23 protein-coding genes and 1 riboswitch are annotated in these 26274 nt (G+C 41.6%); of the genes, 22 read left to right on the forward strand and 1 reads right to left on the reverse strand.

All coding sequences use genetic code 11. The features are described 5' to 3' along the window. The 3 genes from SPI61_RS07065 to SPI61_RS07075 all read left to right on the forward strand — a co-directional run. A partial coding sequence (locus tag SPI61_RS07065; protein WP_321137421.1) for an S-layer homology domain-containing protein occupies positions 1-1541 on the forward strand: 1541 nt, incomplete at its 5' end. A 1641-nt stretch (positions 1542-3182) separates the two neighbouring features. Then, positions 3183-4316 (forward strand): aldo/keto reductase, encoded by a 1134-nt coding sequence (locus tag SPI61_RS07070; protein WP_321137422.1) that lies wholly within the window; start codon positions 3183-3185, stop codon positions 4314-4316. A 114-nt stretch (positions 4317-4430) separates the two neighbouring features. Continuing rightward, positions 4431-6056, forward strand: a complete 1626-nt coding sequence (locus SPI61_RS07075) for an ABC transporter ATP-binding protein (RefSeq protein WP_321137423.1) — start codon at positions 4431-4433, stop codon at positions 6054-6056. Between the two features lie 81 nt (positions 6057-6137). Here SPI61_RS07075 and SPI61_RS07080 read toward each other — a convergent pair whose 3' ends face one another. Next, a complete protein-coding gene (locus SPI61_RS07080) occupies positions 6138-7850 on the reverse strand; it encodes a M3 family oligoendopeptidase (RefSeq protein WP_321137424.1) in 1713 nt (570 codons plus the stop codon). Between the two features lie 139 nt (positions 7851-7989). Between SPI61_RS07080 and rsmI the strand changes: the two genes are divergently transcribed. From rsmI to SPI61_RS07175, 19 genes are all read left to right on the forward strand, one after another. Further along, positions 7990-8796, forward strand: a complete 807-nt coding sequence (gene rsmI / locus SPI61_RS07085) for a 16S rRNA (cytidine(1402)-2'-O)-methyltransferase (RefSeq protein ID WP_321137446.1) — start codon at positions 7990-7992, stop codon at positions 8794-8796. Positions 8797-8801: 5 nt separating this feature from the next. Further along, entirely contained in the window at positions 8802-9698 is an 897-nt protein-coding gene (locus SPI61_RS07090; RefSeq protein WP_321137425.1) for a DNA double-strand break repair nuclease NurA, read from the forward strand. After that, positions 9698-11506, forward strand: coding sequence for an ATP-binding protein (locus SPI61_RS07095; RefSeq protein WP_321137426.1), 1809 nt, complete (start codon positions 9698-9700; stop codon positions 11504-11506). The genes SPI61_RS07090 and SPI61_RS07095 overlap by 1 nt, the downstream gene beginning before the upstream one ends. Beyond that, a complete protein-coding gene (locus SPI61_RS07100) occupies positions 11493-12932 on the forward strand; it encodes a glycogen synthase (protein ID WP_321137427.1) in 1440 nt (479 codons plus the stop codon). The genes SPI61_RS07095 and SPI61_RS07100 overlap by 14 nt, the downstream gene beginning before the upstream one ends. Before the next feature lie 1100 nt (positions 12933-14032). Then, positions 14033-14167, forward strand: coding sequence for a 50S ribosomal protein L34 (gene rpmH, locus SPI61_RS07105; protein ID WP_034547989.1), 135 nt, complete (start codon positions 14033-14035; stop codon positions 14165-14167). A gap of 2 nt (positions 14168-14169) precedes the next feature. Beyond that, positions 14170-14502, forward strand: coding sequence for a ribonuclease P protein component (rnpA, locus tag SPI61_RS07110; RefSeq protein ID WP_321137428.1), 333 nt, complete (start codon positions 14170-14172; stop codon positions 14500-14502). Beyond that, the gene (gene yidD, locus SPI61_RS07115) at positions 14499-14714 is read left to right on the forward strand and encodes a membrane protein insertion efficiency factor YidD (RefSeq protein ID WP_321137429.1); all 216 of its coding nucleotides are present in this window, start codon (positions 14499-14501) and stop codon (positions 14712-14714) included. The genes rnpA and yidD overlap by 4 nt, the downstream gene beginning before the upstream one ends. Positions 14715-14734: 20 nt before the next feature. Then, entirely contained in the window at positions 14735-15451 is a 717-nt protein-coding gene (locus SPI61_RS07120; RefSeq protein WP_321137430.1) for a YidC/Oxa1 family membrane protein insertase, read from the forward strand. After that, positions 15451-16605: a R3H domain-containing nucleic acid-binding protein gene (locus SPI61_RS07125; RefSeq protein ID WP_321137431.1), complete on the forward strand. Its 1155-nt coding sequence runs from the start codon at positions 15451-15453 to the stop codon at positions 16603-16605. Before SPI61_RS07120 ends, SPI61_RS07125 begins: the two co-directional genes overlap by 1 nt. A gap of 16 nt (positions 16606-16621) precedes the next feature. Beyond that, a complete protein-coding gene (gene mnmE / locus SPI61_RS07130) occupies positions 16622-17944 on the forward strand; it encodes a tRNA uridine-5-carboxymethylaminomethyl(34) synthesis GTPase MnmE (protein ID WP_321137432.1) in 1323 nt (440 codons plus the stop codon). After that, positions 17941-19845, forward strand: coding sequence for a tRNA uridine-5-carboxymethylaminomethyl(34) synthesis enzyme MnmG (mnmG, locus tag SPI61_RS07135; protein ID WP_414601521.1), 1905 nt, complete (start codon positions 17941-17943; stop codon positions 19843-19845). Before mnmE ends, mnmG begins: the two co-directional genes overlap by 4 nt. Next, positions 19838-20524: a 16S rRNA (guanine(527)-N(7))-methyltransferase RsmG gene (gene rsmG, locus SPI61_RS07140; protein ID WP_321137433.1), complete on the forward strand. Its 687-nt coding sequence runs from the start codon at positions 19838-19840 to the stop codon at positions 20522-20524. The genes mnmG and rsmG overlap by 8 nt, the downstream gene beginning before the upstream one ends. A 141-nt stretch (positions 20525-20665) precedes the next feature. Further along, entirely contained in the window at positions 20666-21592 is a 927-nt protein-coding gene (gene arcC, locus SPI61_RS07145) for a carbamate kinase (RefSeq protein WP_321137434.1), read from the forward strand. 118 nt (positions 21593-21710) lie between these two features. Beyond that, positions 21711-21983 (forward strand): hypothetical protein, encoded by a 273-nt coding sequence (locus tag SPI61_RS07150; protein ID WP_321137435.1) that lies wholly within the window; start codon positions 21711-21713, stop codon positions 21981-21983. Positions 21984-21995: 12 nt separating this feature from the next. After that, a complete protein-coding gene (hisS, locus tag SPI61_RS07155) occupies positions 21996-23318 on the forward strand; it encodes a histidine--tRNA ligase (protein ID WP_321137436.1) in 1323 nt (440 codons plus the stop codon). A 48-nt stretch (positions 23319-23366) separates the two neighbouring features. Further along, a riboswitch (cobalamin riboswitch) is annotated at positions 23367-23552 on the forward strand. A gap of 175 nt (positions 23553-23727) precedes the next feature. After that, positions 23728-24453 carry an energy-coupling factor ABC transporter permease gene (locus tag SPI61_RS07160; RefSeq protein ID WP_321137437.1) on the forward strand — a complete coding sequence of 242 codons (726 nt, stop codon included), beginning with the start codon at positions 23728-23730 and terminating at the stop codon, positions 24451-24453. Beyond that, positions 24437-24727: an energy-coupling factor ABC transporter substrate-binding protein gene (locus tag SPI61_RS07165; protein ID WP_321137438.1), complete on the forward strand. Its 291-nt coding sequence runs from the start codon at positions 24437-24439 to the stop codon at positions 24725-24727. The genes SPI61_RS07160 and SPI61_RS07165 overlap by 17 nt, the downstream gene beginning before the upstream one ends. Then, positions 24727-25407: a cobalt ECF transporter T component CbiQ gene (gene cbiQ / locus SPI61_RS07170; protein ID WP_321137439.1), complete on the forward strand. Its 681-nt coding sequence runs from the start codon at positions 24727-24729 to the stop codon at positions 25405-25407. Before SPI61_RS07165 ends, cbiQ begins: the two co-directional genes overlap by 1 nt. A gap of 8 nt (positions 25408-25415) precedes the next feature. Further along, positions 25416-26183, forward strand: a complete 768-nt coding sequence (locus tag SPI61_RS07175; RefSeq protein ID WP_321137440.1) for an energy-coupling factor ABC transporter ATP-binding protein — start codon at positions 25416-25418, stop codon at positions 26181-26183. The last annotated feature ends 91 nt before the right edge of the window (positions 26184-26274 follow it).

A 26274-nucleotide genomic window follows, 5' to 3' on the forward strand; every position in this document is an offset into this window, starting at 1 on the left:
CTGAAAAAACAGTAGCAGTAGATAAGGGAACAAAAGAAGCTGCCCTTCCAGGCAAACCGGCTAAAGCAAATACAGATACAACACCTGTAAAAGAAGTAACAAAACTAACATGGACATCAGAGCCTACAATTGATGGACAAAGGGGAATAGAAGCTGATACAACATTAACAGCAACAGAAATTGACTTCGACAAAGACAATATCACAGATGTTAAATATATCAAAGACCCTAACAAGATGTCTTATTATGAAGGTGAAAAATTAGACCTTACAGGAATTCAAATTAAGCTTACTGACAAGAATGGTAAAACTGTTACTATCGGAGCAAATGAACTTGCAGCATATGGTGTAGAAGTTACACCTGCAGATAAGACAGTTCTATCAATTGCCGCAAACAATGGTCATAAACTTGATATAAAAGTAAATGGCAAAGACCCTACAGATACAACTAAGCCAAAAACATTTGAATTTAATTCATTCCAACCGCTTACAGTTATGAAATATGTACCTCCAACACCTCCAACAGAAAAAACATTAGAACCAATCATCGATCCTATCTATGATTCAGACGATGTTGTTACAGGAAGAGGTATTCCGGGAGCAACTGTTGAAGTAAGATTCCCTGACGGAACAATTGAAAGAGTTATTGTAGACGGAGACGGAAGATGGGTTGCACCTACTCCTTATCCTCTATATGACGAAGAAATTGTTGAAGCAAGACAAATTGAATTCGGCAAAGAACCATCTGATTGGGTATATGAAAAGGTAAGATATGACGACGAATATTGGAGAGAAAGAGACAGAAAAGACAGAGACGACAAGAAGGAAGATACAAAGAAACCTTCAAAGGTTGAACCTCGTTGGACTCCACCTGCACTCAACGCTCGTGACCACTTCTCATATATCAAGGGATATGGAAACAATATATTCGGACCGAACAGAACAATAACAAGAGCTGAAGTTGCAATGATTTTCGCAAGAATTTCAGTAAATCAATCAACAGGCGGCGCTCCACAATTTAAGGACGTCAAGGCAGGAGATTGGTACAAGACAGCAGTCGATATTATGGCAAGACAAGGCATTGTTAAGGGTTATGAAGACGGCACATTCAGACCGAACCAACCTATCACAAGACGTGAATTTGCAGCAATCGCAGCAAGATATGCAGGAAATCTCGACACATGGAAGACATTCAGAGATGTTCCTCCAACAGACTGGGCATACAAACTCATCAACAGAGTTGCAGGCGCAGGTTGGATTAACGGTTACGAAGATGGCACATTCAGACCGAACAACAATATCACAAGAGCAGAAGTTGTAGCAATCGTAAACAGAATGCTCAACAGAAAAGCTGACGCAAAATATGTTGACAACAATCTAATGAGAACGAAGGGCGCATTTGTAGATAACATGAGAAGTGCATGGTACTACTATGACATCTACGAAGCAGCATTCGGCCACTCATATGAAAGACTCGACAATGGTGTTGATGAAAAATGGAATAGAGTTACCGGACAAGCTTTTGAAATTAGAGAAAGATAGTTTGTTTGGAAACTAGATAAAGATGGGGCGTTTTAGACGCCCTGTCTTTTTATTTGCGGAAATGTTGGGGTATAGATTTGGTAAATGGTGTTTGTTTATATTTTTAGATTTATATTTTTAGATTTGTATTTTTGAATTTATATTTTTAGAATTATATTCTAGATTTCTATTTTAAATTTATATTTTAGATTTATATTTTAAATTTATATTTGAGATTTATATTTTATATATTTATCTTTAGCTGTATGTTGTTATAACAACGAAATTTATTTATTCTATTTTTTTATATATTCATCTATGACTGTATGTTGTTATAACAACGAAATCAAATATTGCTGTGGAGCTTTGGTAAATAAGGGAATTTGAGTAGTGTTCGATATTGTATATACTCAGCGTTGTTGATTGTAATACATATTTCATTGACACAAAAATGGGCGGCGGGATATAACCCGCCGTTACGTTTTGGGAGACGTACAGAGCGAAGATATGTTTATAGATGGCATGAGGTTTAGGGGTTATATATTTTATGTAATCAACGTTGTTTGTGGGTTTGTAAATTACAATTATGTCATATATGGCGTTACCCTTCCCGTGCTCAAAAACGAAATCAGAGATTTCTTTTTCGCTCGGTTGGGCACAGGAAGGACTTATCGTTACTCCTTTCGTCGTAACGCATGCCGTCACGCTACAACGCGTACATGAACGTATATAATTGAAAAATTTATCGGCGTGGGTAATGTTGCATATAGTATTTTTTGGTTCTATATTTTATCAACACAACGTTGTTTGTGGGGTTGTAAATTGTAAAGGCGTGATATATGGCGGCGCAATATAATGCGCCGTTACGTTCTGGGAAACGTACAGAGCGAATATATGTATATAAATGGTATGGGGTTTATAGTTTCTATATTGAACGGATTCACCGTTGTTGGTAACTTTCCAAATTAAATGTACAACATAACTGGCGTTACCCTTCCCGTGCTCAAAAACGAAATCGAAGATTTCTTTTTCGCTCGGTTGGGCACAGGAAGGACTTATCGTTACTCCTTCGTCGTAATGCATGCCGTCACGCTACAACGCGTACATGAACGTATATAATTGAAAAATTTATCGGCGTGGGTAATGTTGCATATAGTATTTTTTGGTTCTATATTTTATCAACACAACGTTGTTGGTGGGGTTGTAAATTGTAAAGGCGTGATATATGGCGGCGCAAACGTTATAGCCCTAACCCGTGCTTTTTGATTTAAAGAATCAAAAACACGATGGTAGGACTTATACAAAGACGTCCGACGACATTTCGACGAACAGGAGAAATGAGTCGCTGACGTCGATTGTGCATGCGCCGTTACGTTCTGGGAAACACACAATGATGGGTGGATTGAAATATTGTAAAGGGTTTGTGGGTTCCAAATTATATTGATATTCTGTTGTTGGTAAGGTTGTATATTTTATGGATGTCATGCATGGCGGCGGGACACAAAGTGCCATCTGTTACGTCGAGTACATAATTATAAGCTTTTAAAAATATAAATAACCACATTTTTCCCATTTCTTACCACACTTTCTTGCAATTTAATCGCTCCATATGTTATAATAAAACAAGGTATTTAGGTTACCGAAATGTTAAGGAGGGATTTGATGAAGTATTTTGATATTCAAGGCACGAAGGTCAGCAGGCTCGGTTACGGGTGCATGAGGTTTCCGGTTATTGACGGCGACAACAGCAAGATTGACGAGGCGAAGGCGGCGGAGCTTTTGAAGAGGGCAATTAATAATGGTGTAAATTACATAGATACTGCGTACAATTATCACGGAAAGATGAGCGAGAGTTTTGTCGGGAAGTTTGTTGAGGAGAATTCTTTGAGGGACGAGGTTCTTTTGACGACGAAGCTTCCGGCGTGGCTTGTCGAGAAGCCGGAGGATTTCGAGAGGCTTATGGAGGAGCAACTTTCGAATTTGAGGACGGATCATATTGATTTTTATCTTTTACATTCGCTTGATATAAAGACGTTCAGAAAGATTGTGGATTTGGGCGTCTTCGATTTTATAAAGAAGGCGAAGGCGAGCGGCAAGGTTCGTCATATGGGTTTCAGTTTTCACGATGAGTTCCCGGCTTTCGAAGAGATGATAAACAGTTTTCCGTGGGATTTCTGTCAGATTCAACTCAATTATTTGGATGTGGATTATCAGGCGGGGCAAAAGGGTTATGAGCTCGCGACGAAGCTCGGGATTCCGGTTGTTATTATGGAGCCGTTAAAGGGCGGACGTCTTTCAAATCCGCCGAAGGAAATAAGAGAGCTTTCGGATGAGTTTAAGCCGCTCACGCCGTCGCAAGTCGCTTTGAAGTATCCTTTAAATCTTCCGAATGTTATGACTGTTTTGTCGGGCATGAACGCGGAGGAGCAAGTTGATGAAAATGTTGAGATGGCGTCGAGTGTCGAGCCGGATTCGGTGACGGAAAAAGAGAAGGAGTTTTTCTCGAAGGCGCGCGAGTTTTTCAAGGCGAAGGAGCAAATCGGATGCACCGCGTGCGAGTATTGTATGCCTTGCACGGTTGAAATTAATATTCCGAAGGTGTTCTCGCTTTGGAACAATGCGTTTATTTTTGACGAAGAGGATAAGTCGAAAAAGGCTTATGCGGATTATTTAAAAGACGGAAAAACCGCAGCGGACGCATGTATCGCTTGCGGAAAGTGCGAAGGACTCTGTCCGCAAAATCTCGAAATTATCGAGGGTCTACAAAAGGCGCACGATTTTTTAACTGAAGAGTAAATTTTTGAAGAAGTGTTCGATGAATGCTTCTTTTTTATATGTATTATTGAAATTTACAATAACAATATGATATAATTTTATAAAGGGGGGCGTGTTAAACGTCTTGATGGACTTATGCGAAAAATTTTAAAAAGAAGTTATTCATATTTAAGAGAACACAGATGGAAGGTTGTTTACGGCGTGATTCTCTCGCTTTTAAACACGGCTTTCGGGATTTTGTCTAGTTATTCTCTTAAGATTTTAATCGACGATGTTTTGATGAAGAACAATGCGGAGTGGTTGTGGCCGCTCGAGTTTGTTTTTATGGGCGTTGTGTTTTTCGGTGCGATTTTTATGATTTTGAGTGCGAAGGTTTTTAATACCGTTGCGGCAAAGTGTATGCTTAAAATCAAGGAGAAAACTTTCAAGCATTATATCAAGATGAATTACGAGGACGCGACGACAATCGACAAGTCCGAGGTCACAAATGTGCTTACATACAGCATTGACTCGCTCGGAGATGTTTTAAGCTCGGGGATTCCGATGATGATTTCGTCGATAATTTCGATTGTGCTCATCGTCGGCGTGATGATTTATATCGATTACAGGCTCACGATTATTTCGATGTTTGTTTATCCGCTTCTGATTTTTGTGAACAATATGTTGCAAAAGATTATAAGCAAGGAGCAGGACGTCTATTACGACAGAAGGCAGGAGGTTTTAAAGTCGATTGATGACACGGTCAAGTGTCGCGATGAGGTTTGGTCATACAATCTTCTCGAGTCGGTGTCCGATGAATTTATGAAAAAGGCGAAAGCGCTCGAAAAGTCGAGAGTTCGGCTCATGGTCATCGGCGAGTTTCGCTCACAGGCAAGTTGGGTTCTTATCATGGTGCCGTACCAAGCAATTCTTTACGGCATCGGCGGTATGTGGATGATAAAGACGGGAAATCCGACGCTCGGAACGCTCATGGTGTTTTCAAATTTCACAAATTATCTCATAAATCCGATTATGCGTCTTGTGAACATTTCGACCGACATCAGCCAAGCGGGTGTGAGTTTTGAAAAACTCGATGCATTCACCGACAGAAAAGAGCAAAAGAGCGATTTCGATTATGCGAACGACAGTCTTGCGAGTGCTCGAAATCTCACATTCAAATACAAAAACACCGACAGGAATATTTTGTCGGATTTAAATTTTGACGTTGGTTTGGGAAAGACGACGGTGCTTTGGGGCGAGAGCGGATCGGGCAAGTCGACGATTCTTAAAATTGTCGGAGGGATGCTCGAAACGGATGAAAAATTAAAAATTCACGACTCTTTTTCGAGCGGTGATTTTATCAGGAGCGAAAATTGGGCATATTTTCCGCAGTCGCCGAACACTTTTGACGGCAAAATCGGAGAGCTTTTTAAGATGATAAATCCGAAAATTTCAGAAGAAAGAATGTGGAGTCTTTTGGAAAAGGTGGGACTGAAAAACTATTTCGACTCGAAAGACGGGCTCGAAACATATGTAAAAAATTCCGAATCGACTTTTTCGGGCGGCGAGCACAGACGACTTTGTCTCGCACTTTTCCTCGGATATGATGCGGAGGTCATGCTTTTTGATGAGCCGACGGCATCGCTCGACAAAAAGAGCGCCGATTTGATTATAGATATAATTGCGGATTTGAGAAAGCACAATAAAACATGTTTGATTTCAACGCACGACGTAGATTTGAAAAATATCGGCGACGAAGTTATCGATGTTACAAAAAGATAGACAGGGAAGCGATGCACGCTTCCTTTTTTATTGCAAACAAAAACGCCTATTCAAATGAATAAGCGTTTGTAAAATCCAATATTAGAATTTGCTGTCGTCGACTGAATTGAGATATTCCTTGATCGGTTCGATGACTTTTTTGATTGTTCCCGGAACAAACGGGTTTTCGAGTTTCGCAACTTCGAGAAGACCTGTGAAAGGTTTTTTGCCGCCCGTTTTACAGAGTCTCAAATAATCGCTCCAAGCATTTTCGTGGTTGTCTCTGTTCTTTTTCCAGAATTGGAATGCACAAACTTGTGCGAGCGTGTAGTCGATGTAGTAGAACGGACTTCCGAAAATGTGTCCTTGTCTTAGCCAGAATCCGCCGTCTTCGAGGACTTTTATTCCGTCGTAGTCTCTGTGCGGAAGATATTTCTTTTCGAGTTCGCGGAATTTTGCTCTTCTTTCCTTCGGTGAAACTTCAGGATTTTCATAGACGAAGTGTTGGAATTCGTCGATTAGTGCGCCGTATGGAAGGAAGAGAACTGCGCCTTGAAGATGTTGGAATTTGAATTTGTCTTCTTCATTTTCGAAGAAAAGATTCATCCACGGCCATGTGAAAAATTCCATACTCATTGAGTGGATTTCAGCGCTTTCCATTCCCGGCCACAAGTATTCGCTCACTTCGAAGTCGCGGCTGTTGTAGACTTGGAATGCGTGTCCCGCTTCGTGTGTAAGGACTTCGACGTCTCCGGTTGTGCCGTTGAAGTTTGCAAAGATGAACGGACATCTCCATTTTGACATATATGTGCAGTATCCGCCGCCCGCTTTGCCCGGTTTTGCATCGAGGTCAAAGAGGTGACGGTCGAGCATGAAGTTGAAAAATTCGTCGGTTTCAGGGCTTAGTTCAGCATACATTTTCTTTGCGCGTTCAACGCACCATTCTCTGTCGCCGTGAGGTTTTGCGTTTCCGTTTTCGAATTGAAGTCCTTCGTCGTAGAATTTCAAATTATCGATGCCAATTCTCTTGGATTGACGTTTTCTGAGTTCGGTTGCGAGAGGAACGACGTCGTCGATGATTTGCTTTCTGTAGCTTGCAACCTCATCTTTGCCGTAGTCGACGCGGCCCATTCTCTTGTATCCGAGGTCGACATAGTTTTCGTAGCCGAGTTTTTTAGCCATTCTATCTCTTACTTTGACCATCTTGTCATAGATTTCGTCAAATTTATCGAGGTTTTCTTCGAAAAATTCCGCAACGAGTTTTGTCGCTTTCTTTCTCGTTTCCCTGTCTTTATCTTGGGTGTGTTTGCCAAGTTGTGTCAAATTGAGCTTTTCGCCATCCCATTCTTTTTGGCAGGATGCGATGAGCTTTTGATATTCTATTGAAAGTTTTGATTCTTCAACCAAATCTTCCATGATTTCAGGTTTGAATGTGAGTAAATCATTTTCGTATTTTTTGATTAAATATGAGCCGAAACGTTCTTCGAGGTCAGCTTTAAATTTGCTGTCCAAAAATGCCTTTTCATATTTTACTGTCGCTTCTTCAATCTTCGGACCTTCTTCCGAAAAGTGGTTCATTTCGTCGTCGTAGAACTTGTCGGTTGTGTCGATTGAGTTTCTTATGGAAACCAATGTGCCGTATGAATCGAGGTCGTCCAAAACTTTTGAAACGTTGAAGTAGGTTTCAATCGCTTCGTCTTTATTTGATGCCTTTTCAAGTTTTTCAGTTTCCTCACCGATAATCTTTACAATTTTGTCAAAGTCCGGTCTTTCGTATTTAAACTCTTCAAATGTTAAGTTTGTTTCTTTAGTCATAAAAATACCTCCTGAAACTATTATAACATAAATCTATTTGTATTTGTACAAAAATAGTGATTTAAATTACTATTTAAATTTCGAGAAATGGATTCCAAAATGTGGTATAATAAAAGGTGGAGGGATTGAAGTGGAAGGAATGCTTTACATAGTTCCGACTCCGGTCGGAAATCTCAAGGATATAACTTACAGGGCGATTGAGGTTTTGAAGTCGAGCGATTATATTTATTGCGAAGACACAAGGACGAGTGCGGTGTTTTTGAATTTTTACGACATAAAAACCGAAAGACGCTCTTTTCACAAGTTCAATGAACGCTCGAAAGTCGACGAGATAATTGAGCTCGTCTATTCGGGGAAGACGATTTCCGTCATAAGCGATGCGGGAACTCCGGGCATCAGCGACCCGTGCGGCATTTTGGTTTCGGAAATCGACGCGAAGTTCGTTCGAACTCTTCCGGGCGCAACGGCGTTTGTGCCGGCGCTTGTGAACTCCGGACTTTCAACCGACGAATTTACATTCATCGGATTCCTTCCACCGAAGAAAAACGAGCGCATGAAAAAGCTGGAAAGCCTCGAGGACATGACTCAAACTCTCATTTTTTATGAATCGCCGCACAGAGCGGAGGAAACGCTTCTCGATATGCAAACGGTTTTTAAAACCAGAAATGCCGCACTCGTAAGGGAGATTTCAAAAATTTACGAGGAGACTTTGCGATTTAATTTTTCTGAAATTCCATTCGACAAAATCACGTTTAAAGGAGAGATGGTGATTTTGGTTGAAGGGGGCGAGGAAAAGGCGGTCGACATTTGGCCGAGAGTTCGGGAGCTCATGGAGAGCGGAATGAGCGCAAAGAGCATTTTGAAACAGATTAAAGAAGAGTACAAAAATGAAGAAATCAAGAGAAATGAAATCTATGATTTTGTTTTAAAAAATTCAAAGGAATAGGTGTTATGGAAATAGAAGAAATTTTTAAATCTTTTAACGACAGGCTGCTGGATAAACACAAGAGGCTGAAAACCGAAGTGACAAAGGAAAAGCTTTCGGCATTGGGCGAGTTTTTTATGTCGCGCCATTTGACGGATGAGGAGATGGAGAGCTTTCTTCCGAAGGGAATCGCTGCGGTCGACGGCTCTAACAATTCGTACGGCGGAGCGGACCCGAATATTATCCATTTTCTTCGCGCGTGTTATATTCCGGATATGAAGCGCGAGATGGTCGAAGAAGTGCGAATATTAAGTCCGCTTGTGGACGTTGAGGTCTCGCCGAAGTCCGAGCTTTCAAAGCTCGAGGTCATCGCAGCGAAGAAGGGGCTTTTAAAATACGATTCGAAGGCGCTTTTGATGGACGGGGGACTCATAAGATATATTGCGGATGCGGAGGACGAGTACAAGGAGCTCCTCCAGCTTGTGAAAGAGCGGGGCACACTTTTTATGGGCGTTATCGAGGACATGAAGAGCCGTTCGGTTGCGAAGAAACTAGGCATTGACGGCTTCGACAGAGAACTCTTTTTTGGAAAGCTCGCTCCGGGCGAAGCGTTTTTTCTCTATGACGAGTTCAACTTGAAAAAGGAGAGCGCAATAAGCACGATTTATCTTCGACCGGGGAATGACCCGATGGCGATTTCGATTGACTTTCCGACATTTTCGGTGGACAAACGGGAACTCATAACAAATCTCGTTCGAACGCTTACGCCGGACATGAGTCGCGGCATTCCGTTTATTTTGGACATTGTGGATAAATATGCGAAAGTGACCGACAAGGATATGCAATATTTTATAAAGAAATATATTTCAGAGGACGTTAAAAGGCTTTATTTGGATGAGGCAAGACAAAAGAGGTGGATGTAATGAAAGTTATTGGAATGACTACAAGCAGCGAGGCATACATCGTTGAGAGGGAAAATCCGATAAGGATAAATGAATATCTTAAGATTCGCGACAAAAATCAGGGGGATTTGATTTGCGAAACGACGAAGACGCACGCATACAACAGATTTATGCCGCTGAAGCCGGACAGCGATATGGCGGACACGCATGTACTCGAGGTTTTAAAGGACCTTGGTTACGACATTGACAACGAAAAGATTTACATCGCGAAGGTGCGCCTTTTGAGCGAAGCGCCTTATCCGATTGAGACCGGCTCCGAAGTTGTCGTGCCGGAGTTTGACGAAATCAAGGACATACTCATTCGAACCGACGACAAAAAGGGGCTCGTGCTCGGCGCAATAAAAAACACCGACGAGCTTTACAAATACGCCGACGAAAAGTACAAGGACCTCTTCACAATGTTTGAGGACAAAGAGGAGAGGGAACAATATGAACTTCCGGCGATTTTTGATTTGTGGTCGATGAAGGACTATCCGCACATCGGAATCTTCGGCGGCTCCGGCTCGGGAAAAAGCTACGGTATAAGAGTTTTTATCGAGGAGCTTATGCGCCTTAATATCCCGACAATTGTGAGCGATCCGCACAACGAAATGAGTTTTGAATCGGACGACGACAGATTTAAGGACAAGTACACGATTTTTAATGTGGGCGTTGACGCCGGAATCGAGTTTAAGGACCTTTCAAGCTTCGATTTGATTTATCTTTTGAAATCTGCCGGAGATTTGAGCGATGCGCAGTCGTCGTTCATTGAAATGGCACTCGAAAAAAATGAAAGCGCCGACAGTTTCAATACGAAAATCGAGTCGCTCATCGAGCTTTTGGAAATCGGAACGTCTGCGGACATCGAAAAATATATTGCCGAAAATCCGGGACCCGAAGGAAACAGAATAAGCACTTTGTACAAGAACTATAAACGTTTTGTGCGCTCGTCGAATCTGTCGGTTATAAAAGCCATCAGATGGCGTTTTAAAAGAATTGAATCGACCGAGATTTTTAAATTCACGAGCCGCGACATCATAAATGCACTGAAGCAATCGAAGACTGTTGTCATCAGGGGTGAGATGAGAATTTTGCTCGTTTATATGAGTTATATTTTAAGGTCGCTCTATTACATGAGGCGCACCTACAAAGACGAGCACGACGGTAGTGCTGAGCATTTCTTTCCGCCGTTTGTGTCGGTAATAGACGAGGCGCACAACTTTGCACCGAAAGGCGACCCGAGACCGTCGAAGGCGATTATACGTGAAATCGCACAGGAAGGACGTAAGTACGGAGTTTTCCTCGCACTAGCAACGCAAAGGCCGTCGATTCTGGACGACACGACGACCGCACAGCTGAACTCGAAATTTATTTTTAGAACTACGAGACAGACGGACATTCAAACGATTAAAGAAGAAACGGACATCTCGCCGGACGAATCGGCAAGACTTCCGTATCTCAGAAGTGGTAATGTGTTCTTCTCGAGTGCCGTCATGGGAAGGACGATGTTTATAAGAATAAGAAAAGCCCTCAGCCATCAGCCGAAGAGCGAAAATCCGTTCGATGAACTGGGCATGATGAAGGAGTCGATGGACGAGGAAATCGTTGAAATTTTGGACAGATTCCTTCCGATAAAAGTGCTCGATTTAAACATCGTTATGACCGAGCTAAGCAAAGCCGGAAAAGGCATGGACAGCAAGGAACTCATCGCGTTTTTGGACAGAAAATCCGGAGAGGGCTACTATAAAAAGACGGAAACACCGTTTGGAGATAAATATGAAAAAGCTTAAAATTTTATTTGTAACAACAGAAGCGCTGCCGTTTGTTAGAACTTCAAATATGGCGGACTTCACATACAATTTAACGAGAAAACTCAAAGAGCTGAACACCGACGTAAGGCTTGTCATGCCGCTTTTTAAATCCATCAAGACCGACTACAACTCGAGTCTTCGATTTGTGAAGAGCTTTGTGGTCGATTTGGGATACAAGGTACACACCGCAACAATTTTGAGTCTCGATGTCGAGGGAGTTTTGTTTTATTTTGTCGACTCCGACGTGTATTTCGACAGACCGAGGATTTACGGCGAGAGGGACGATGCGGAGAGATTTATTTTCTTCAACAAAGCGGTGAACCTCATGATGAAGGAGATTGATTTCAAACCGGACATAATCGACGTGAACAACTATGCGTCGAGCCTTATTCCGGCGTGCATAAAGACGAAAAGGCAAGTGGACAGTTTCTATCACGGCATAAAGACGGTGCTTTCGATTCACAACATCAGAAATCAGGGCATTTATCCGGCGAAGGACATGGACTCGATTGCGAGCCTTCCGCTCGAGCTTATGGAGGACCGCGAGTATAAATATTTCAAGGCGGTAAACTTCTTGAAAGCGGGAATCGATTCCGCAGATTATATCACGCTTCCGGCACCTTCTCTCAAAGAGGAAATTGTGAGTCCGTACTACGGCAGCAATCTCGACAATCTCTTGACTGCTAACTCGTTTAAGGTGACGGGGATTTTGGACGGAATCGACCACAGACGTTATGACCCGGAAAAGGATCCTGCAATTTTCCAAAACTTCGGCGCAGACACACTCGTCGACAGGGCAATAAACAAACAGGGCGTTATGAGCTACTACTCGCTATCAGGTTTTGAAAGACCTTTAATTTCGATTATAGGTCGCCTTATTACACGAAAGGGCGTGGACTTTGTCTACGAAAACATCGACTATATGGTTGAGGCGGGCTTTAACATAATCATTATGGGCACGGGCGAGCCGGCGTATGAGGATAAACTTTTGGAAAAAGAGCAGGAGTATCCACAGAATGTTTCGGTGAAACTGTATGTAAATGAAAAAGAAGCGATTCGCGTTATGGCGGGGAGCGATTTCTTCCTCATGCCGTCGCGCACCGAAATACAGGCGTTGAACCATTTGATTGCCCAAAGATACGGCGCAATTCCGATTGTTCGGGACACGGGAACGCTGAGAGACGGGGTTCGTGAATATAACAAATTCACCCGAAAAGGCGACGGAATCGTTTTTCAAAACATGAAACAAAGCGATTTTCTCGCTGCAATCGACGAAGCGAAACGCCTCTACGAAGAAGATCCGGAAACGCTTGAGATAATGCGAAGAAATGCGCTTATGAAAGACAGCAGTTGGGAAAAAACGGCGGAAGAATATTTGAGGTTGTTTGAAGATATTTCGGAATAGGAATCTCGCACTTAAATATTCTTGCTAAAATTGCGAAAAACGGTTGTTCGACTTTTTAGTCGCTGCGACATACTTGCCAGTATGCCTCGCTCCAAAAAAGTCTCGCACGTAAATATTCTTGCTAAAATGGCGACTAACTTGCTTTTCAGAACCTCCCAACCTGCAGCGTATTTACCAATACGCTTCGGTTGCTCGCTTCTTCCAAAGCGGCGTTATTCATCCATTTTAGCGAAGAATTTTAGTTAAGGAATGCTAAAAATACCTTGAGATTGATTTTAAATCATTTGGAGGTATTTTTTTGTGGTTTTTAATTACTTATACCGCCCACTTTATGTATAACATAACAGTAACGTCACGATACGTCGCACTTTTGAATGTATGTAATTGTAAAACATTTCGGCGTGGGATATTTGCCGGTGTTATTTTTTTGGTTCTATATTTTATAATCACAACGTTGTTGGTGGTAATACATATTGCATATACACAAAAATGGGCGGCGGTCTTTTGCGGGTCTTTTCGCGATAAACACTTGATTCAATATTTCAGTCGCTGCGACGTATTTATCAATACGTCTCACTCCTAAAATATTTCATCTAAGCGTTTCTCATCGAAAATTCCGGGCAAATAACGTGGAGGTTTTGGGGTGATATTTGATAAATTTGGGGTTCGAGATTTTATTGACACAACGTTGTTGGTGGGGTTGTAAATTGCACGGGCATGATATATGGCGTGAGGACATCGTTACTCCTAACGTCGTAACGTATGCCGTCACGCTACGTTGCGTACAGATGCATATACAATTATAAAAATATAATAATTTTATGGATGTGAAGTTGAAAATTTATATATAAATGCATGCACGCCGTAGGTAGCGGCGACCAGTTTTTTTATCCATCGAACAGAAATCTATGATTTCGTCGTGAGATGAGATAAAAAGGTGTATCGCCGCAAAGAGGAAAAATTGGTGGAGTTATACAAAAAACAAATGTATTTAAATTTTCGTCAAAATAATTTTCTTTTTCAAAGCCGCACTCTTTACAATTTTTACGGTTTATGATATAATTTCTTGTGTAAAACTATATGAATAAGGAGGTGTGGTTATGAAGAGAACTTACCAACCTAAAAACAGACAAAGAAAAAAGGTACACGGTTTTAGAGAAAGAATGAGAACTAAAAACGGCAGAAATGTACTAAAGAGAAGAAGAAACAGAGGCAGAAAGGTCTTAAGCGCATAATAATGCTTAAACCACAGAATCGACTGAGGCGCGATTCGGATTTCAAGGTTGTTTTTAATCGCGGTATGAAAAAGTACAATAAGAATTTTTCTCTCTATTATTTGCCTACTAAGAGAGGCAAAAAAGTTGGGATTATCGTTTCGAAAAAGCATGGAAATGCTGTGAAGAGAAATCTTTTAAAGAGAAGAATTCGCGCGATTATGTATCCCTTGGTGCCGCAACTCAAATACGGCAATCTTATTCTCGTGCCGAAGGTCAACGCAGATGAGCTGGATTTTAAAGATCTGAAGAAAAATATTATTCACATACTGAATTTGGGGGATTTGTTAAAGTGAGACGGATTGCACTCGGAATTATTTGGTTTTATCAAAAGTTTATATCCAAATATATTCTCACGGGCAGCCATTGTCGCTTTACCCCCACTTGTAGTGAATACGCCAGACAGGCGTTCACAAAATACGGATTTATGAAGGCTCTATACTTAACTATAAGGCGAGTCGGAAAATGTCATCCCTTTCATGAGGGTGGATATGATCCGCTTCCATAATAATTGAAAGGAAATATAGATTGTTAAACTTTTTAGGTAATATTCTTGGCTATGTCATGCGATTTATCTATGACACTCTCTCCAAAATCGGCACTGAACCTGAAAATTTCAGCTATTTTGCGATGAGTATTATTGTAGCCACTTTATTTATTAAATTAATTACGTTGCCGCTCAATTTGAAGGCTGCGAAACAAATGAAGAAAACTCAGGAGTTGCAGCCGCAAGCAAAAGAGATTCAAATTAAGTTTAAGCACGACCCGCAAACGGCAAATATGAAAATTCAACAACTTTACAGGGAAAACGGAGCGTCTATGACCGGCGGTTGTTTGCCGATTTTAGTACAGATGCCTGTTATTCTTGCTTTCTTTAGAGTTATGCAAAATCCGGGACTTTATGTTTTCAATCAACCGGGACATTTTGAATCAATAAGTAAGACATTCCTTTGGATTAAGGACTTGACTCTTGCAGACCCACATTGGTACGGTCTTCCGCTACTTGTCGGTCTTGCAACATTCCTTCAATCTTTCACAACTCCAAAGGTCGGAACACCTGAGCAACAAGAACAAATGGCGTCGATGAACACGATGAACTATATCATGCCGCTGATGTTTTTCTGGTTTGCTCTAAAATATCCGGGAGGTCTTGCATTATACTGGATTACAAACACATTATTTACAGCAATACAACAATTAATCACAAACAGAACTCTCATTTTTAAAAAGAAAGGAGAACAGTAATGGATAAAATAACTCTTGAAAAGAAGACGGTTGAAGAAGCGATTTTTGAAGGCTTGAAACTTCTCGGTGCAAAGAGAGAAGATGTAATTATTCATGTTGAAGAGGAAGGCCAAAAGGGATTTTTGGGCCTTATCGGAGGCAAGGATGCAAAGGTTACCATTGTTAAAAAAGGCACTCCTGATGCAGCTTTGTTTGAAGACAATGAAAAAGAAGCCGTGACAAAAAATGCTGCGACGAATTTTATCAACGATACGAAAGAAAGCGTTTCCGAAAAATATGAAAAATCCGATTTTAAGGAAAGCATCGACGATGTAGTGGAAAAAGTTTCCGCTTTCGCCGATGACACCAAGGAGAAAGTCATGGAAGCAACAGCCGGCGTTCGCGCAGGAGTTTCAAGTTTCACGGAAGATGTGAAGGATTCTTTTGAGGACACAAAGGAAAGGGTTTCGGAAAAATCTGAAGAAGCAAAGAGAGACGCGGCAAAGTTTAAAGACGATATCAAGGATTCTTTCGAGGACACAAAGGAAAAAGTTTCCGAAGTTTCCGAAGATGTGCGTGAGGATGTTTCAGAATTCAAGGATGAAGCGGAAGAATCTTTCGAAAAGACAAAGGATAAGGTCAAGAGTAAGATTGATGAAATAAAGGGCGAAAAGAGTGAACCTGTATTCCCGCAATTCAAAACAAAGGACGAAGCTGCCGAAGCTTCAAGAATTTTCCTCGAAGACATGATGCACAAGATGGGTTATGCCGGAGTGGTTGAGGTTATTCCACCGCTCGAAGAGGATGAAAACTATGTTTTGGATATTATTCCGGACGATTTCAAGATGAATTCAAGATTTATCGGTAAAAAGGGAGACACTCTCTCCTCAATCGGTTATCTTGTAAATGTTTTCCTCAGAAATAGATTCCAAGGCGACATGATGATTGAAGTCGACTGCGGCGATTATATTTATGAAAAACAAGAAGATTTGAAGAGTTTCGCAAGAATGGGTGCCGACAGAGCGCTCCACGAAGGCGAATATATATTCAGACCGATGAACGCATACGACAGAAGAATAGTCCACAGAGAAATCAATAAGATCGAGGGCGTCACAACACATTCTGAAGGTGAAGAACCGAGACGTCGAATAGTCGTTCAACGTGACCCGCAATAAAGGCGGGTTTTTTGTTATGAGAACTATTGCTGCAATAAGCACTCCGCCGGGAAAAGGCGGAATCGGAATCGTCAGAATGAGCGGAGAATCCTCTCTCGAAATTTTAAAAAAGATTTTTACAAAAAAGGAGATTCGTCCGCGCTTTATGCACTACGGAAAAATCGTTTATGAAAATCGTGTGATTGACGAGGTCATGGCGTGTTATTTCAACAAACCGCACACATATACCTGCGAGGATATGGTTGAAATTTATTGCCACGGCGGATATGTGAGCTGTCTTTATATTTTGGAAATTCTTTTAAAGCTCGGCGCTGTGCCGGCGGAAGCCGGGGAGTTTACAAAGCTCGCATTTTTAAACGGAAGAATTGACCTTTTGGAAGCGGAGGCGGTCGAGGGAATTATCGAGGCTGAATCGAAAGAGGAACAGCTTATGTACGCCGAAGTTTTGGGAGGAAAGCTCACCGAAAAACTCGAATTCGTTTTAAACGATGTTGTGAATCTTATAAGCGAATGCGAAGCGAAGATCGATTATCCGGAGCTTGGCGACGTCGACGATATGAAGGAAAAGCTCGAGAAAATTCATGGAGGACTTATCTCGTTCTTGGACGACGAAAAGAGAACCACATATATTAGAGACGGTTTGAAACTTGCGATTATCGGGCGACCGAATGTCGGAAAGAGCAGTCTTTTAAATGCGCTCACAAACAAGGAGAGGGCAATTGTGACGGAGATTGCGGGAACGACGAGAGACACGATTGAGGAGACCATAAATTACGAAGGGCTCACGATAAGGCTCATCGACACCGCCGGCATAAGATCGACCGAAGAGGTGATTGAAAAGGAAGGCATAAAGCTTTCAAAGAAGGCTGCGGAAGAGGCGGATTTTGTCGTTGTCGTTTTGGACGGCTCGGCACCGCTTCAAGCTGACGATTTTGAAATAATGGAACTTGTGAAAGACAAGGAGAAGATTTTTCTTATAAATAAAGAGGACAAGGGGCTTGAAATCGATTTAAAGAGCGTCGAAAAATACGGAGAATACATCATTTCTTCGATTAAAAACGACAGCGGCGTGAGGGAGCTTTTGGACGCCATAAAAAAGCGAATCGTGCACGAAATCGATTTTAATGTGACAAGTATTTTTAATATCAGGCATGTCGATTTGATTGAGCGTGCAATTTCGGAAATCGAAACCGCAATAAGAGACATCGACGTTATGCCTTTTGAGATTGTAGAAGTGAGCCTTCGCGAGGCGCACGAATATATTTCGATGATTTTGGGACGGGACACGTCCGAGGATATTATCGACCGAGTATTTAGAGATTTTTGCGTTGGGAAGTGATTTTATTGACTTATTTAAAAGATGAATATGACATTGTTGTTGTGGGGGCGGGCCACGCCGGAAGCGAGGCGGCAATCGCGGCTGCAAATATGGGACTAAAAACTTTAATAATCACAATGAACCTCGACGGCATCGCCGCACTTTCGTGCAATCCGAACATCGGCGGGACGGGAAAGGGACATCTCGTGAGAGAGCTTGACGCACTCGGCGGATATATGGCTCTTAACATCGACAAGGTTTATCTCCAATCGAGAATGCTTAACACGTCGAAGGGACCGGCCGTCCACTCACTACGTGTGCAAGCGGACAAAATCAGATACCACGAAGAGATGAAAAAGAAGCTCGAGTCCACCGAAAACTTGACACTCCGCCAAATGGAAGCAACGGACATAGTCATCGAAGACGGCGCGGTCAAGGGCGTGGTGGTTCGTGACGGAAGAACGATAAAAGCGAAGGCGGTTGTCATTGCGACGGGAACATATCTCGGCGGAAAAGTTTTTATCGGTGATTTGAACTACGACAGCGGACCGGACGGGCGTTTTCCGTCGATGCTTTTGTCGGAAGGACTTAAAAAACACGGCATCACTTTGAGACGTTTAAAGACGGGTACGCCGGCAAGAGTAAACATGGACAGTTTGGACTTTTCGGAAATGGAAGTGCAACACGGCGACAAGGTTGTCACGCCGTTTTCGTTTATGAACGACGAAGAGAACATCATGCGCGAACAAGTCGACTGCTATCTCACACACACAAATGAAAAGATGCACGAATATATACGTGAAAATATGGAAAGAAGTGCGCTATACGGCGGACTTATAGAAGGCACGGGACCGAGATATTGCCCGTCGATTGAGGACAAGGTAAAAAGATTTCCGGACAGGAGCGACCACCAAGTTTTTATAGAGCCGGAAAGCGCAAGCACAAAGGAAATGTATGTGCAGGGAATTTCGACGTCGATGCCGGAAGATGTGCAGGAAAATATGTACAAGATGGTGAAGGGCATGGAAAATTGCGAGATTATGCGCCCGGGATACGCCATTGAGTACGACGCGATTTTTGCAACGGATTTGAAGTCGACACTCGAAAGTAAGACCATAAAAAATCTTTTCTTCGCCGGACAAATAAACGGAAGCTCCGGTTACGAAGAAGCGGCGGGACAAGGCATTGTCGCGGGGATAAATGCCGCAAACAATGTGCTCGGTCGCGAGCCGTTTGTGATAAGAAGGGACGAGGGATATATCGGAGTTTTGATTGATGACCTCGTCACGAAAATTTCGTATGAGCCGTACAGAATGATGACGGCGAGGGCGGAGTATCGCTTGAGTTTGAGACAGGACAATGCGGATTTGAGGCTCACGAAAAAAGGATATGACGTCGGACTTGCAACCGAAGAAAGGCTCGAGAGAACTTTAAAAAAAGAAGCGCTTTTAAATGCTGCGGAAAATGAGATGAAAAGTATTGTGCTCACGCCGAAGGACGATGTGAATGAAAAAATTTCGTCATTTACAACGCCGATAAAAACGGCAACTACGCTTTTGGATCTTTTAAAAAGACCGGAAGTGAGAATCGATGTGCTTTTGGAAAAATTTCCTATTGAAACGGAGTTAAACAGAGAGCTTAGACTTCTTCTTGAAACGGAAGTGAAATACAGCGGATACATCAAAAAAACCGACGAGAGAATAAAGAAACACCACAAAGAAGAAAACAGAATTCTTGGAAATGATTTTGATTACGACGCCGTTTCGGGTTTGAAGAAAGAAGCGCTTCAAAAGCTGAAACAAATAAAACCGGAAACGATTGCGCAGGCTTCGAGAATAAGCGGAGTTTCACCAAGCGATATAAATGTTATTTTGATTCATATGGAAATCGAAAAGAGAAAAAAGGAGAAAGGCAGTGAATGATATAAACTTCACCGAAAAAGAAAGAGAACAAATCGACAGATATTTGGAGATGCTCATTTCAAAAAATAAAGTTTTAAATCTCACGCGAATCACGGACTATGACGAGATGTGGGTGAAACATATTTTGGATAGCGCGAGCGTCCTTCCGATACTAGACGAAATCGGCACGAAAAAAATTGTCGACGTCGGAACGGGAGCCGGATTTCCGGGCGTTATAATAAAAATTATGAGACCGGACATCGAAGTCGTTTTGCTCGACAGCCTTAAAAAAAGACTGGTCTTTCTTGATGAGGTTATCGAAGAACTCGGACTTAAGGGCATCAAAACGGCACACGAAAGAGCGGAGGAGGCGTGCAACCCGAACAGAAAAGACGGCTACAGAGAAATGTTCGACACTTCGATTGCGCGTGCAGTCGCAAGGCTCAATACTTTGATTGAATACAATCTGCCGTTTGTAAAACCGGGAGGGCACATGATTGCGATGAAGGGACCGGGCGTCAAGGAAGAGCTTGACGAGATAAAGAACGGACTCAATACACTCGGCGGCAAAGTGAAAAAGACATACAGCTTTTCACTCGAAAACGGCGACGAACGAAATATAGTCGTGATTGAAAAGATAAAATCCACGCCGAAAAAATATCCGCGAATGGGAAACAAACCGAAAACGCAACCGCTTTAATTTTTGCATGTGATTCTAATCAATTTGGTTTTAAATACACCTTATGGTTTTAGAAATGTCTTATTTATGTTAAAAATATGCGTTATAATGTAGTTGGCTTAGATGATTATCCGAGCCAATTATTTTTTTAAGGAGATAATTATGTCCAGAATTTTAATTTCTCTTGGAGGCAACGCTCTGGGAACTTTATATAATGATTTAAAACATTCGGTTGAAATTATTGCAGGACCGATTTGCGATTTGGTTAAAAACGGCCACGAAGTTGTAATTTGTCACGGAAACGGACCGCAAGTGGGATATATTAAAAGCAATATCGACAGAGGTGCAAAGGAAGACAAGACTGAAAATCTTCCGCTCTTTTCATGTGTTTCAATGAGCCAAAGTTTTATCGGCGCGGAACTTCAAAACGCAATCGACAACAAGCTCAAGGAAATGGGACTTGAAAAAGAAGTTGCAACTGTTGTAACAAGAGTTATTGTGGACAAGGATGATCCGCACTTCGAAAATCCGACAAAGCCGATCGGTGCATTTTATACAAAAGAAGAATCCGAACAACTTGAAAAAGTCGGAAAGACAATGATTGAAGATTCAGGACGTGGATATAGAGAAGTTGTTGCAAGCCCGATTCCAATTGAAATTGTGGAAAAGGACATTTGCAAAACTCTTTCAAACGCCGGCACAATTTTGATTGCAGGCGGCGGAGGAGGAATTCCGACAATAAGAACCGAAGAAGGATTAAAATCAATCGACGCTGTTATCGACAAGGACAGAACTTCAGTTCTTCTTGCAAGCGACACGGATTGCGACAGCCTTGTAATTTTGACGGGCGTTGAAAAAGTTTCCATAAACTTCAACAAACCGAACCAACAAGATTTGTCACAAATGACACTCGCAGAATGCGAAAAATATATCGCCGAAGGACAATTCCCTGAAGGCTCAATGCTTCCGAAAATCGAAGCCGCAATGGACTTCGTTAAGAGCGGAAAAGGCAGAAAGACCCTAATCACAAGTTTGGACAAACTTGTCGAAGGCATGAACGGCAAAACGGGAACATTTATAGTTGAATAAAATTGACCGGAAGAAATTCCGGTTTTTTTGTACAAATTTTTGTGCGGGAGACTTAAAAACAAAACGACACTTTTATTTCAAACGATTTTCGTGTATAATAAAGAAAAGGAGGGGTTTTATGGAAAACAATAACAACGGGATTTTATCCCTTATATTAGGAATTTCTTCAATAATTTGCTCCATTTCGGGTTCAATGCTCACACTTCTCGGCATTCCTGTCGGAGTTGTCGGAATTATAGTCGCAAAAAAATCACTCGATTATGAACCGGGAAACTCAATTGGAAGAGCGGGGCTTATAACCTCAATTATAGGAATAGTTTTGTGCAGCATAATTTTTATCGCCTGCACAGCTTGTCTCGGTATTTTGGTAACGGGATTCGGCATGTTATAGATAAGGAGAATTATGAACAAGGATTTTGAAACTCTTAAGGGGACATATGAATATTTGCCCGCAGAACAAACTTTGAGAGAAGAAATAAAAAGAAAACTTACGGATGTATTTAAGATTTACGGATTTTCACCTGTTGAAACTCCGATTTTGTGTATGTATGATTTGCTTGCGTCGAAGTATTCGGCGGACGCGGACATCTTAAACGAAACATATAAATTGTCCGACCAAGGCGAAAGGGCGCTCGGTCTTAGATATGACCTCACAATCTGTTTTTCGAAACTCATTGCGACGAACGGCTCTATTGTCATGCCGTTTAAAAGATATGAAATCGGAAAAGTGTTTAGAGACGGTCCGGTAAAACTCGGACGAAATCGTGAATTTACGCAATGCGATGTCGACATCGTTGGTGTCAAGTCAATCATGCAAGATGCGGAATTTATGAATCTTACGCATGACGGATTTAAAAATCTTGGACTCGACATTGAAATAAGATACAACAACAGAAAACTTTTGACGGGACTTATAAAAAAGATTTTCGGAGAGCTCGACGAGAACACCACGAGAAAGGCAATCATGCTCATCGACAAACTCGACAAACTCACAAACGAAGAGCTCAAGATGGAATTTAAGAAAATTGATTTCGACGGCGAAAAAGTCGACGAACTTCTGGAAGTGCTTTCGCTTTCTTTTGAGGAAATAAAAGAAAAATTCGAAAAGGATGCAGAGGGAATTTTAAAAGAAGGAATCGATGAACTCGGTGAACTCGTGCTTTATACAAAAAACACAGCCGCAAATGAAGACATGGTCTTCAGTCCTTATCTTGCGCGCGGCATCGACATCTACACGGGAACTGTGTGGGAAATTTTCCTCAAAGAGAGAAATGTTAAAGGCCACGACTTCAACGTAAGTTTGGGCGGCGGCGGAAGATATGACCACATCATAACGGAATTTGTGGGAACGGGCGAAGAATATCCGGCAATCGGCATGAGCTTCGGACTCGACGTAATCTACGAAATTTTAAATAAAATGCACGAAGGCGAAGTAAATTCATGTGTGGATTTATTTATAATTCCAATCGGCACGGGTGTGGACAGCTTCAAACTCGCAAGCGGTCTAAGAAACGAAGGACTCAAAGTTGAAATCGAAAAGATGGATCGCCGTGTAAAAAAATCGATGAACTATGCAAACAAGGAAAATATTCCATTTGTAATTGTAATCGGTGAAGACGAAGTGAAAAACGGAAAAATAAAACTGAAGGACATGCAGTCGGGCGACGAACACGAGTTCGGCATCGGCGACTACGTCAGTATGAAAAAAATAATAGAAAACAAATAGAAAATTCGCTCATTTTTTGAGCGTTTTTTTAATTTCCGGGTTGACAATTTAATATTTTTGTAATATTATATAGGTGAAAGATGTTTGGCGAATACGCACAAGGAATCCGGTTAGAATCCGGAACAGCTACCTCTACTGTATTTAAGTAAGGTTGGGTCACATGCCACTTAACGGGAAGGCGACCGAACTTAAAGCTTATGAGTCAGGATACTTGAAACATCTCAAAATATTTTCGGGTTAGGAAGGTATGACTTTTAGAGGACCCGCGAATATTCGCGGTTTTTTTATGCCTACTTTTCTTATCCTTACAACTAAATCACAATTTGTGGCGTTGTTCCTTCTAATAATATCGTCAATTTAGATAACATATTTGCGACAAATTGTGATTTTACAAGTTCAAGGAGGAATTATGAACAAGAAACAAAGAAGATGGCTGTTTAGTCTCGTACTCTTTATGGGACTCATGCAAGCCTCGACCTCTTATGCCATGCACATTGCTGAAGGTTTTTTGCCTAAAACACAAGCTCTTATATGGTTTATTATTGCGGCACCTTTCATCGTTGTCGGTATGAGAAGTCTAATCAAAGTTACACGTGAACAACCGGAAAGAAAACTACTTTTGGCATTGTCAGGAGCATTCGTATTTTTACTATCGAGTCTCAAATTGCCGGCAATGACAGGTTCCTGCACACACCCGACAGGTGTCGGCCTCGGAACAATCCTTTTCGGACCGCTCCCGATGTTTATCTTGGGAACAATCACACTTATTTTCCAAGCAACACTTCTTGCACACGGTGGACTCACAACACTCGGAGCAAATGCATTTTCAATGGCAATTTGCGGACCGCTCTGTGCATGGGCACTTTGGAAAGGTCTCAGAAAAGCTAAAGTGAACGAATATGTTGCAGTATTTATCGCAGCAACAATCGGTGATTTATTCACATATCTAATTACATCGATTCAACTCGGAATCGCGTTCCCGGGCGATTCGTTAATGGTTTCAATCGGAAAATACATGGGCGTATTCATGCTCACACAAGTTCCAATCGCAATCATGGAAGGAATCTTGACCGTTCTTGTTTACAACGGTGTTAAAAATGTTGAAGGAGGTCTATTAAATGAAACAATCAAGTAAATGGTTATTAATAGTCCTTGCAATAGCGCTTGTCATCATCCCACTTGTATTTATCGAAGGTGAATACGGCGGAGCTGATGATGCTGCAGGCGACGTTATTGAAGAAAACAATCCGGATTACGAACCGTGGTTTGACTCAATCTTTGAGCCGAAGTCCGGTGAAATCGAATCGCTTCTATTTGCACTACAAGCTGCAATCGGAGCAATAGTAATCGGATACTTTTTCGGATACTACAAAGGAAAAAAATCTGTTAAAGAACCGGCTAGAAAATAATGAATACAATTGACAGTCTTGCAACAAATAACAGACTGACAAAAACAAATCCCGTTTTAAAGGCAGGACTTGGAATATTCTTCCTTGTACTTGCCTTTTTTATCGATAGGTGGGAGTTTCACCTCGGGGTAGTCGTTCTAACGTTCATTGTCATCCACTTTGTTGCAAAAATAAATCTAAAAAAATTTATAAAACTATACAAAGTTCCGATGGCTTTTATTGTGCTCGGAATAATCTCAGTCTTAATCGGGTTCGGCTATGATACCGAAAACTACACGCACTATATAAAAATCGGAAACGTCTATGCGGGATTTCAAAAAAGTATGATAGACGAAGCAAAACTCATATTCTCGAGGAGTCTTGCCGCAATCAGCGCAACATTTTTTATAAGTGTCACAACGCCGATCACACAACTTGCACAAGTATTGAAAAAAATGCACGCTCCGCAAGAATTTATCGAGCAAATGATACTGATGTACAGATTCATCCAAATATTCTCGATTGAACTTGAAGCGATGCACTCGGCAGGCGAGCTGAAACACGGTTTTGAAACTCCAAAAACATGGCTAAGATCGGTTTCTGAAATCGCAAAAATGCTTTTCTTCAGAGTTATGAGAAGCTACAACGACTTTAAAAACGCACTCGACCTTAAACTCTTTGACGGAAACTTTTATTTTTAGGAGAAAAAATGCTTGAAGTAAAAAATTTAATTACAAAAATTGATGAAAAAACAATACTGAAAAGTATAAATATTAAAGTGGAAAAAGGTGAAGTCATCGGTCTTATAGGACAAAACGGCTCCGGCAAATCCACACTCTTCAACTCCGTCTTGGGATTATTAAAATTTGAGTCGGGAGAAGTCGTGATTGACGGAGAAAAGGCGGAATACTCAAAGAGCGGCAAAAGAAAACTGAGACGGGACGTGACCATGGTCATGCAAGACCCGGACAGACAAATCTTCTACTCGACCGTCCGCGACGACCTCATGTTTCCACTAAGAAACCTCAAAGTGCCGGAAGAAGAGGCGGAGCAAAGAGTGGAGAACATAATGAAAACCATAAATATGGAATATCTTGCGGACAGATTCGTTCAAAACCTTTCGTACGGCGAGAAAAAAAGAGTCACAATCGCCGGAGCAATGCTTCTCGAGCCGAAATACCTCTTTATGGACGAACCGACGGCAGGACTCGACCCGCGTCTCACCCGCCAAATGAAAGAAATACTCTCCGACCTCAAAAAAACGTGCGGCATAGTTGTCTCGAGCCACGACATGGACTTCATATACGGAGTCTCCGACTACATCTATATCATAAAAAACGGAGAAATCGTCCTTGAAGGAGACAGGGACACAGTTTATGAAAATAAACAAATCATCATGGACGCCGGACTTGATATACCCGGCGGCTTCAGAATAAAAAAACTTATGGAAAAATATGGAATAAAAGATGAGATATAAGTGGACACTCTAAAAATATAAAAAGCGGATGCGGGGCATTCGCTTTTTTATTTAAATCCAAACAAAAAGGGTATATATAAACCAAGGAGGG

The organism is Ezakiella sp. (assembly GCF_034180565.1).
Classification (GTDB): Bacteria; Bacillota; Clostridia; order Tissierellales; family Peptoniphilaceae; genus Ezakiella.

Excerpts from the sequence above, each read along its gene's own strand:
- SPI61_RS07070 (WP_321137422.1), top strand. The coding sequence starts at position 3,183 with ATGAAGTATTTTGATATTCAAGGCACGAAGGTCAGCAGGCTCGGTTAC.
- SPI61_RS07075 (WP_321137423.1), top strand. The coding sequence starts at position 4,431 with ATGCGAAAAATTTTAAAAAGAAGTTATTCATATTTAAGAGAACACAGA.
- SPI61_RS07080 (WP_321137424.1), bottom strand. The coding sequence starts at position 7,850 with ATGACTAAAGAAACAAACTTAACATTTGAAGAGTTTAAATACGAAAGA.
- rsmI (WP_321137446.1), top strand. The coding sequence starts at position 7,990 with ATGCTTTACATAGTTCCGACTCCGGTCGGAAATCTCAAGGATATAACT.
- SPI61_RS07090 (WP_321137425.1), top strand. The coding sequence starts at position 8,802 with ATGGAAATAGAAGAAATTTTTAAATCTTTTAACGACAGGCTGCTGGAT.
- SPI61_RS07095 (WP_321137426.1), top strand. The coding sequence starts at position 9,698 with ATGAAAGTTATTGGAATGACTACAAGCAGCGAGGCATACATCGTTGAG.
- SPI61_RS07100 (WP_321137427.1), top strand. The coding sequence starts at position 11,493 with ATGAAAAAGCTTAAAATTTTATTTGTAACAACAGAAGCGCTGCCGTTT.
- rpmH (WP_034547989.1), top strand. The coding sequence starts at position 14,033 with ATGAAGAGAACTTACCAACCTAAAAACAGACAAAGAAAAAAGGTACAC.
- rnpA (WP_321137428.1), top strand. The coding sequence starts at position 14,170 with ATGCTTAAACCACAGAATCGACTGAGGCGCGATTCGGATTTCAAGGTT.
- SPI61_RS07125 (WP_321137431.1), top strand. The coding sequence starts at position 15,451 with ATGGATAAAATAACTCTTGAAAAGAAGACGGTTGAAGAAGCGATTTTT.
- mnmE (WP_321137432.1), top strand. The coding sequence starts at position 16,622 with ATGAGAACTATTGCTGCAATAAGCACTCCGCCGGGAAAAGGCGGAATC.
- arcC (WP_321137434.1), top strand. The coding sequence starts at position 20,666 with ATGTCCAGAATTTTAATTTCTCTTGGAGGCAACGCTCTGGGAACTTTA.
- SPI61_RS07150 (WP_321137435.1), top strand. The coding sequence starts at position 21,711 with ATGGAAAACAATAACAACGGGATTTTATCCCTTATATTAGGAATTTCT.
- hisS (WP_321137436.1), top strand. The coding sequence starts at position 21,996 with ATGAACAAGGATTTTGAAACTCTTAAGGGGACATATGAATATTTGCCC.
- SPI61_RS07160 (WP_321137437.1), top strand. The coding sequence starts at position 23,728 with ATGAACAAGAAACAAAGAAGATGGCTGTTTAGTCTCGTACTCTTTATG.
- SPI61_RS07165 (WP_321137438.1), top strand. The coding sequence starts at position 24,437 with ATGAAACAATCAAGTAAATGGTTATTAATAGTCCTTGCAATAGCGCTT.
- cbiQ (WP_321137439.1), top strand. The coding sequence starts at position 24,727 with ATGAATACAATTGACAGTCTTGCAACAAATAACAGACTGACAAAAACA.
- SPI61_RS07175 (WP_321137440.1), top strand. The coding sequence starts at position 25,416 with ATGCTTGAAGTAAAAAATTTAATTACAAAAATTGATGAAAAAACAATA.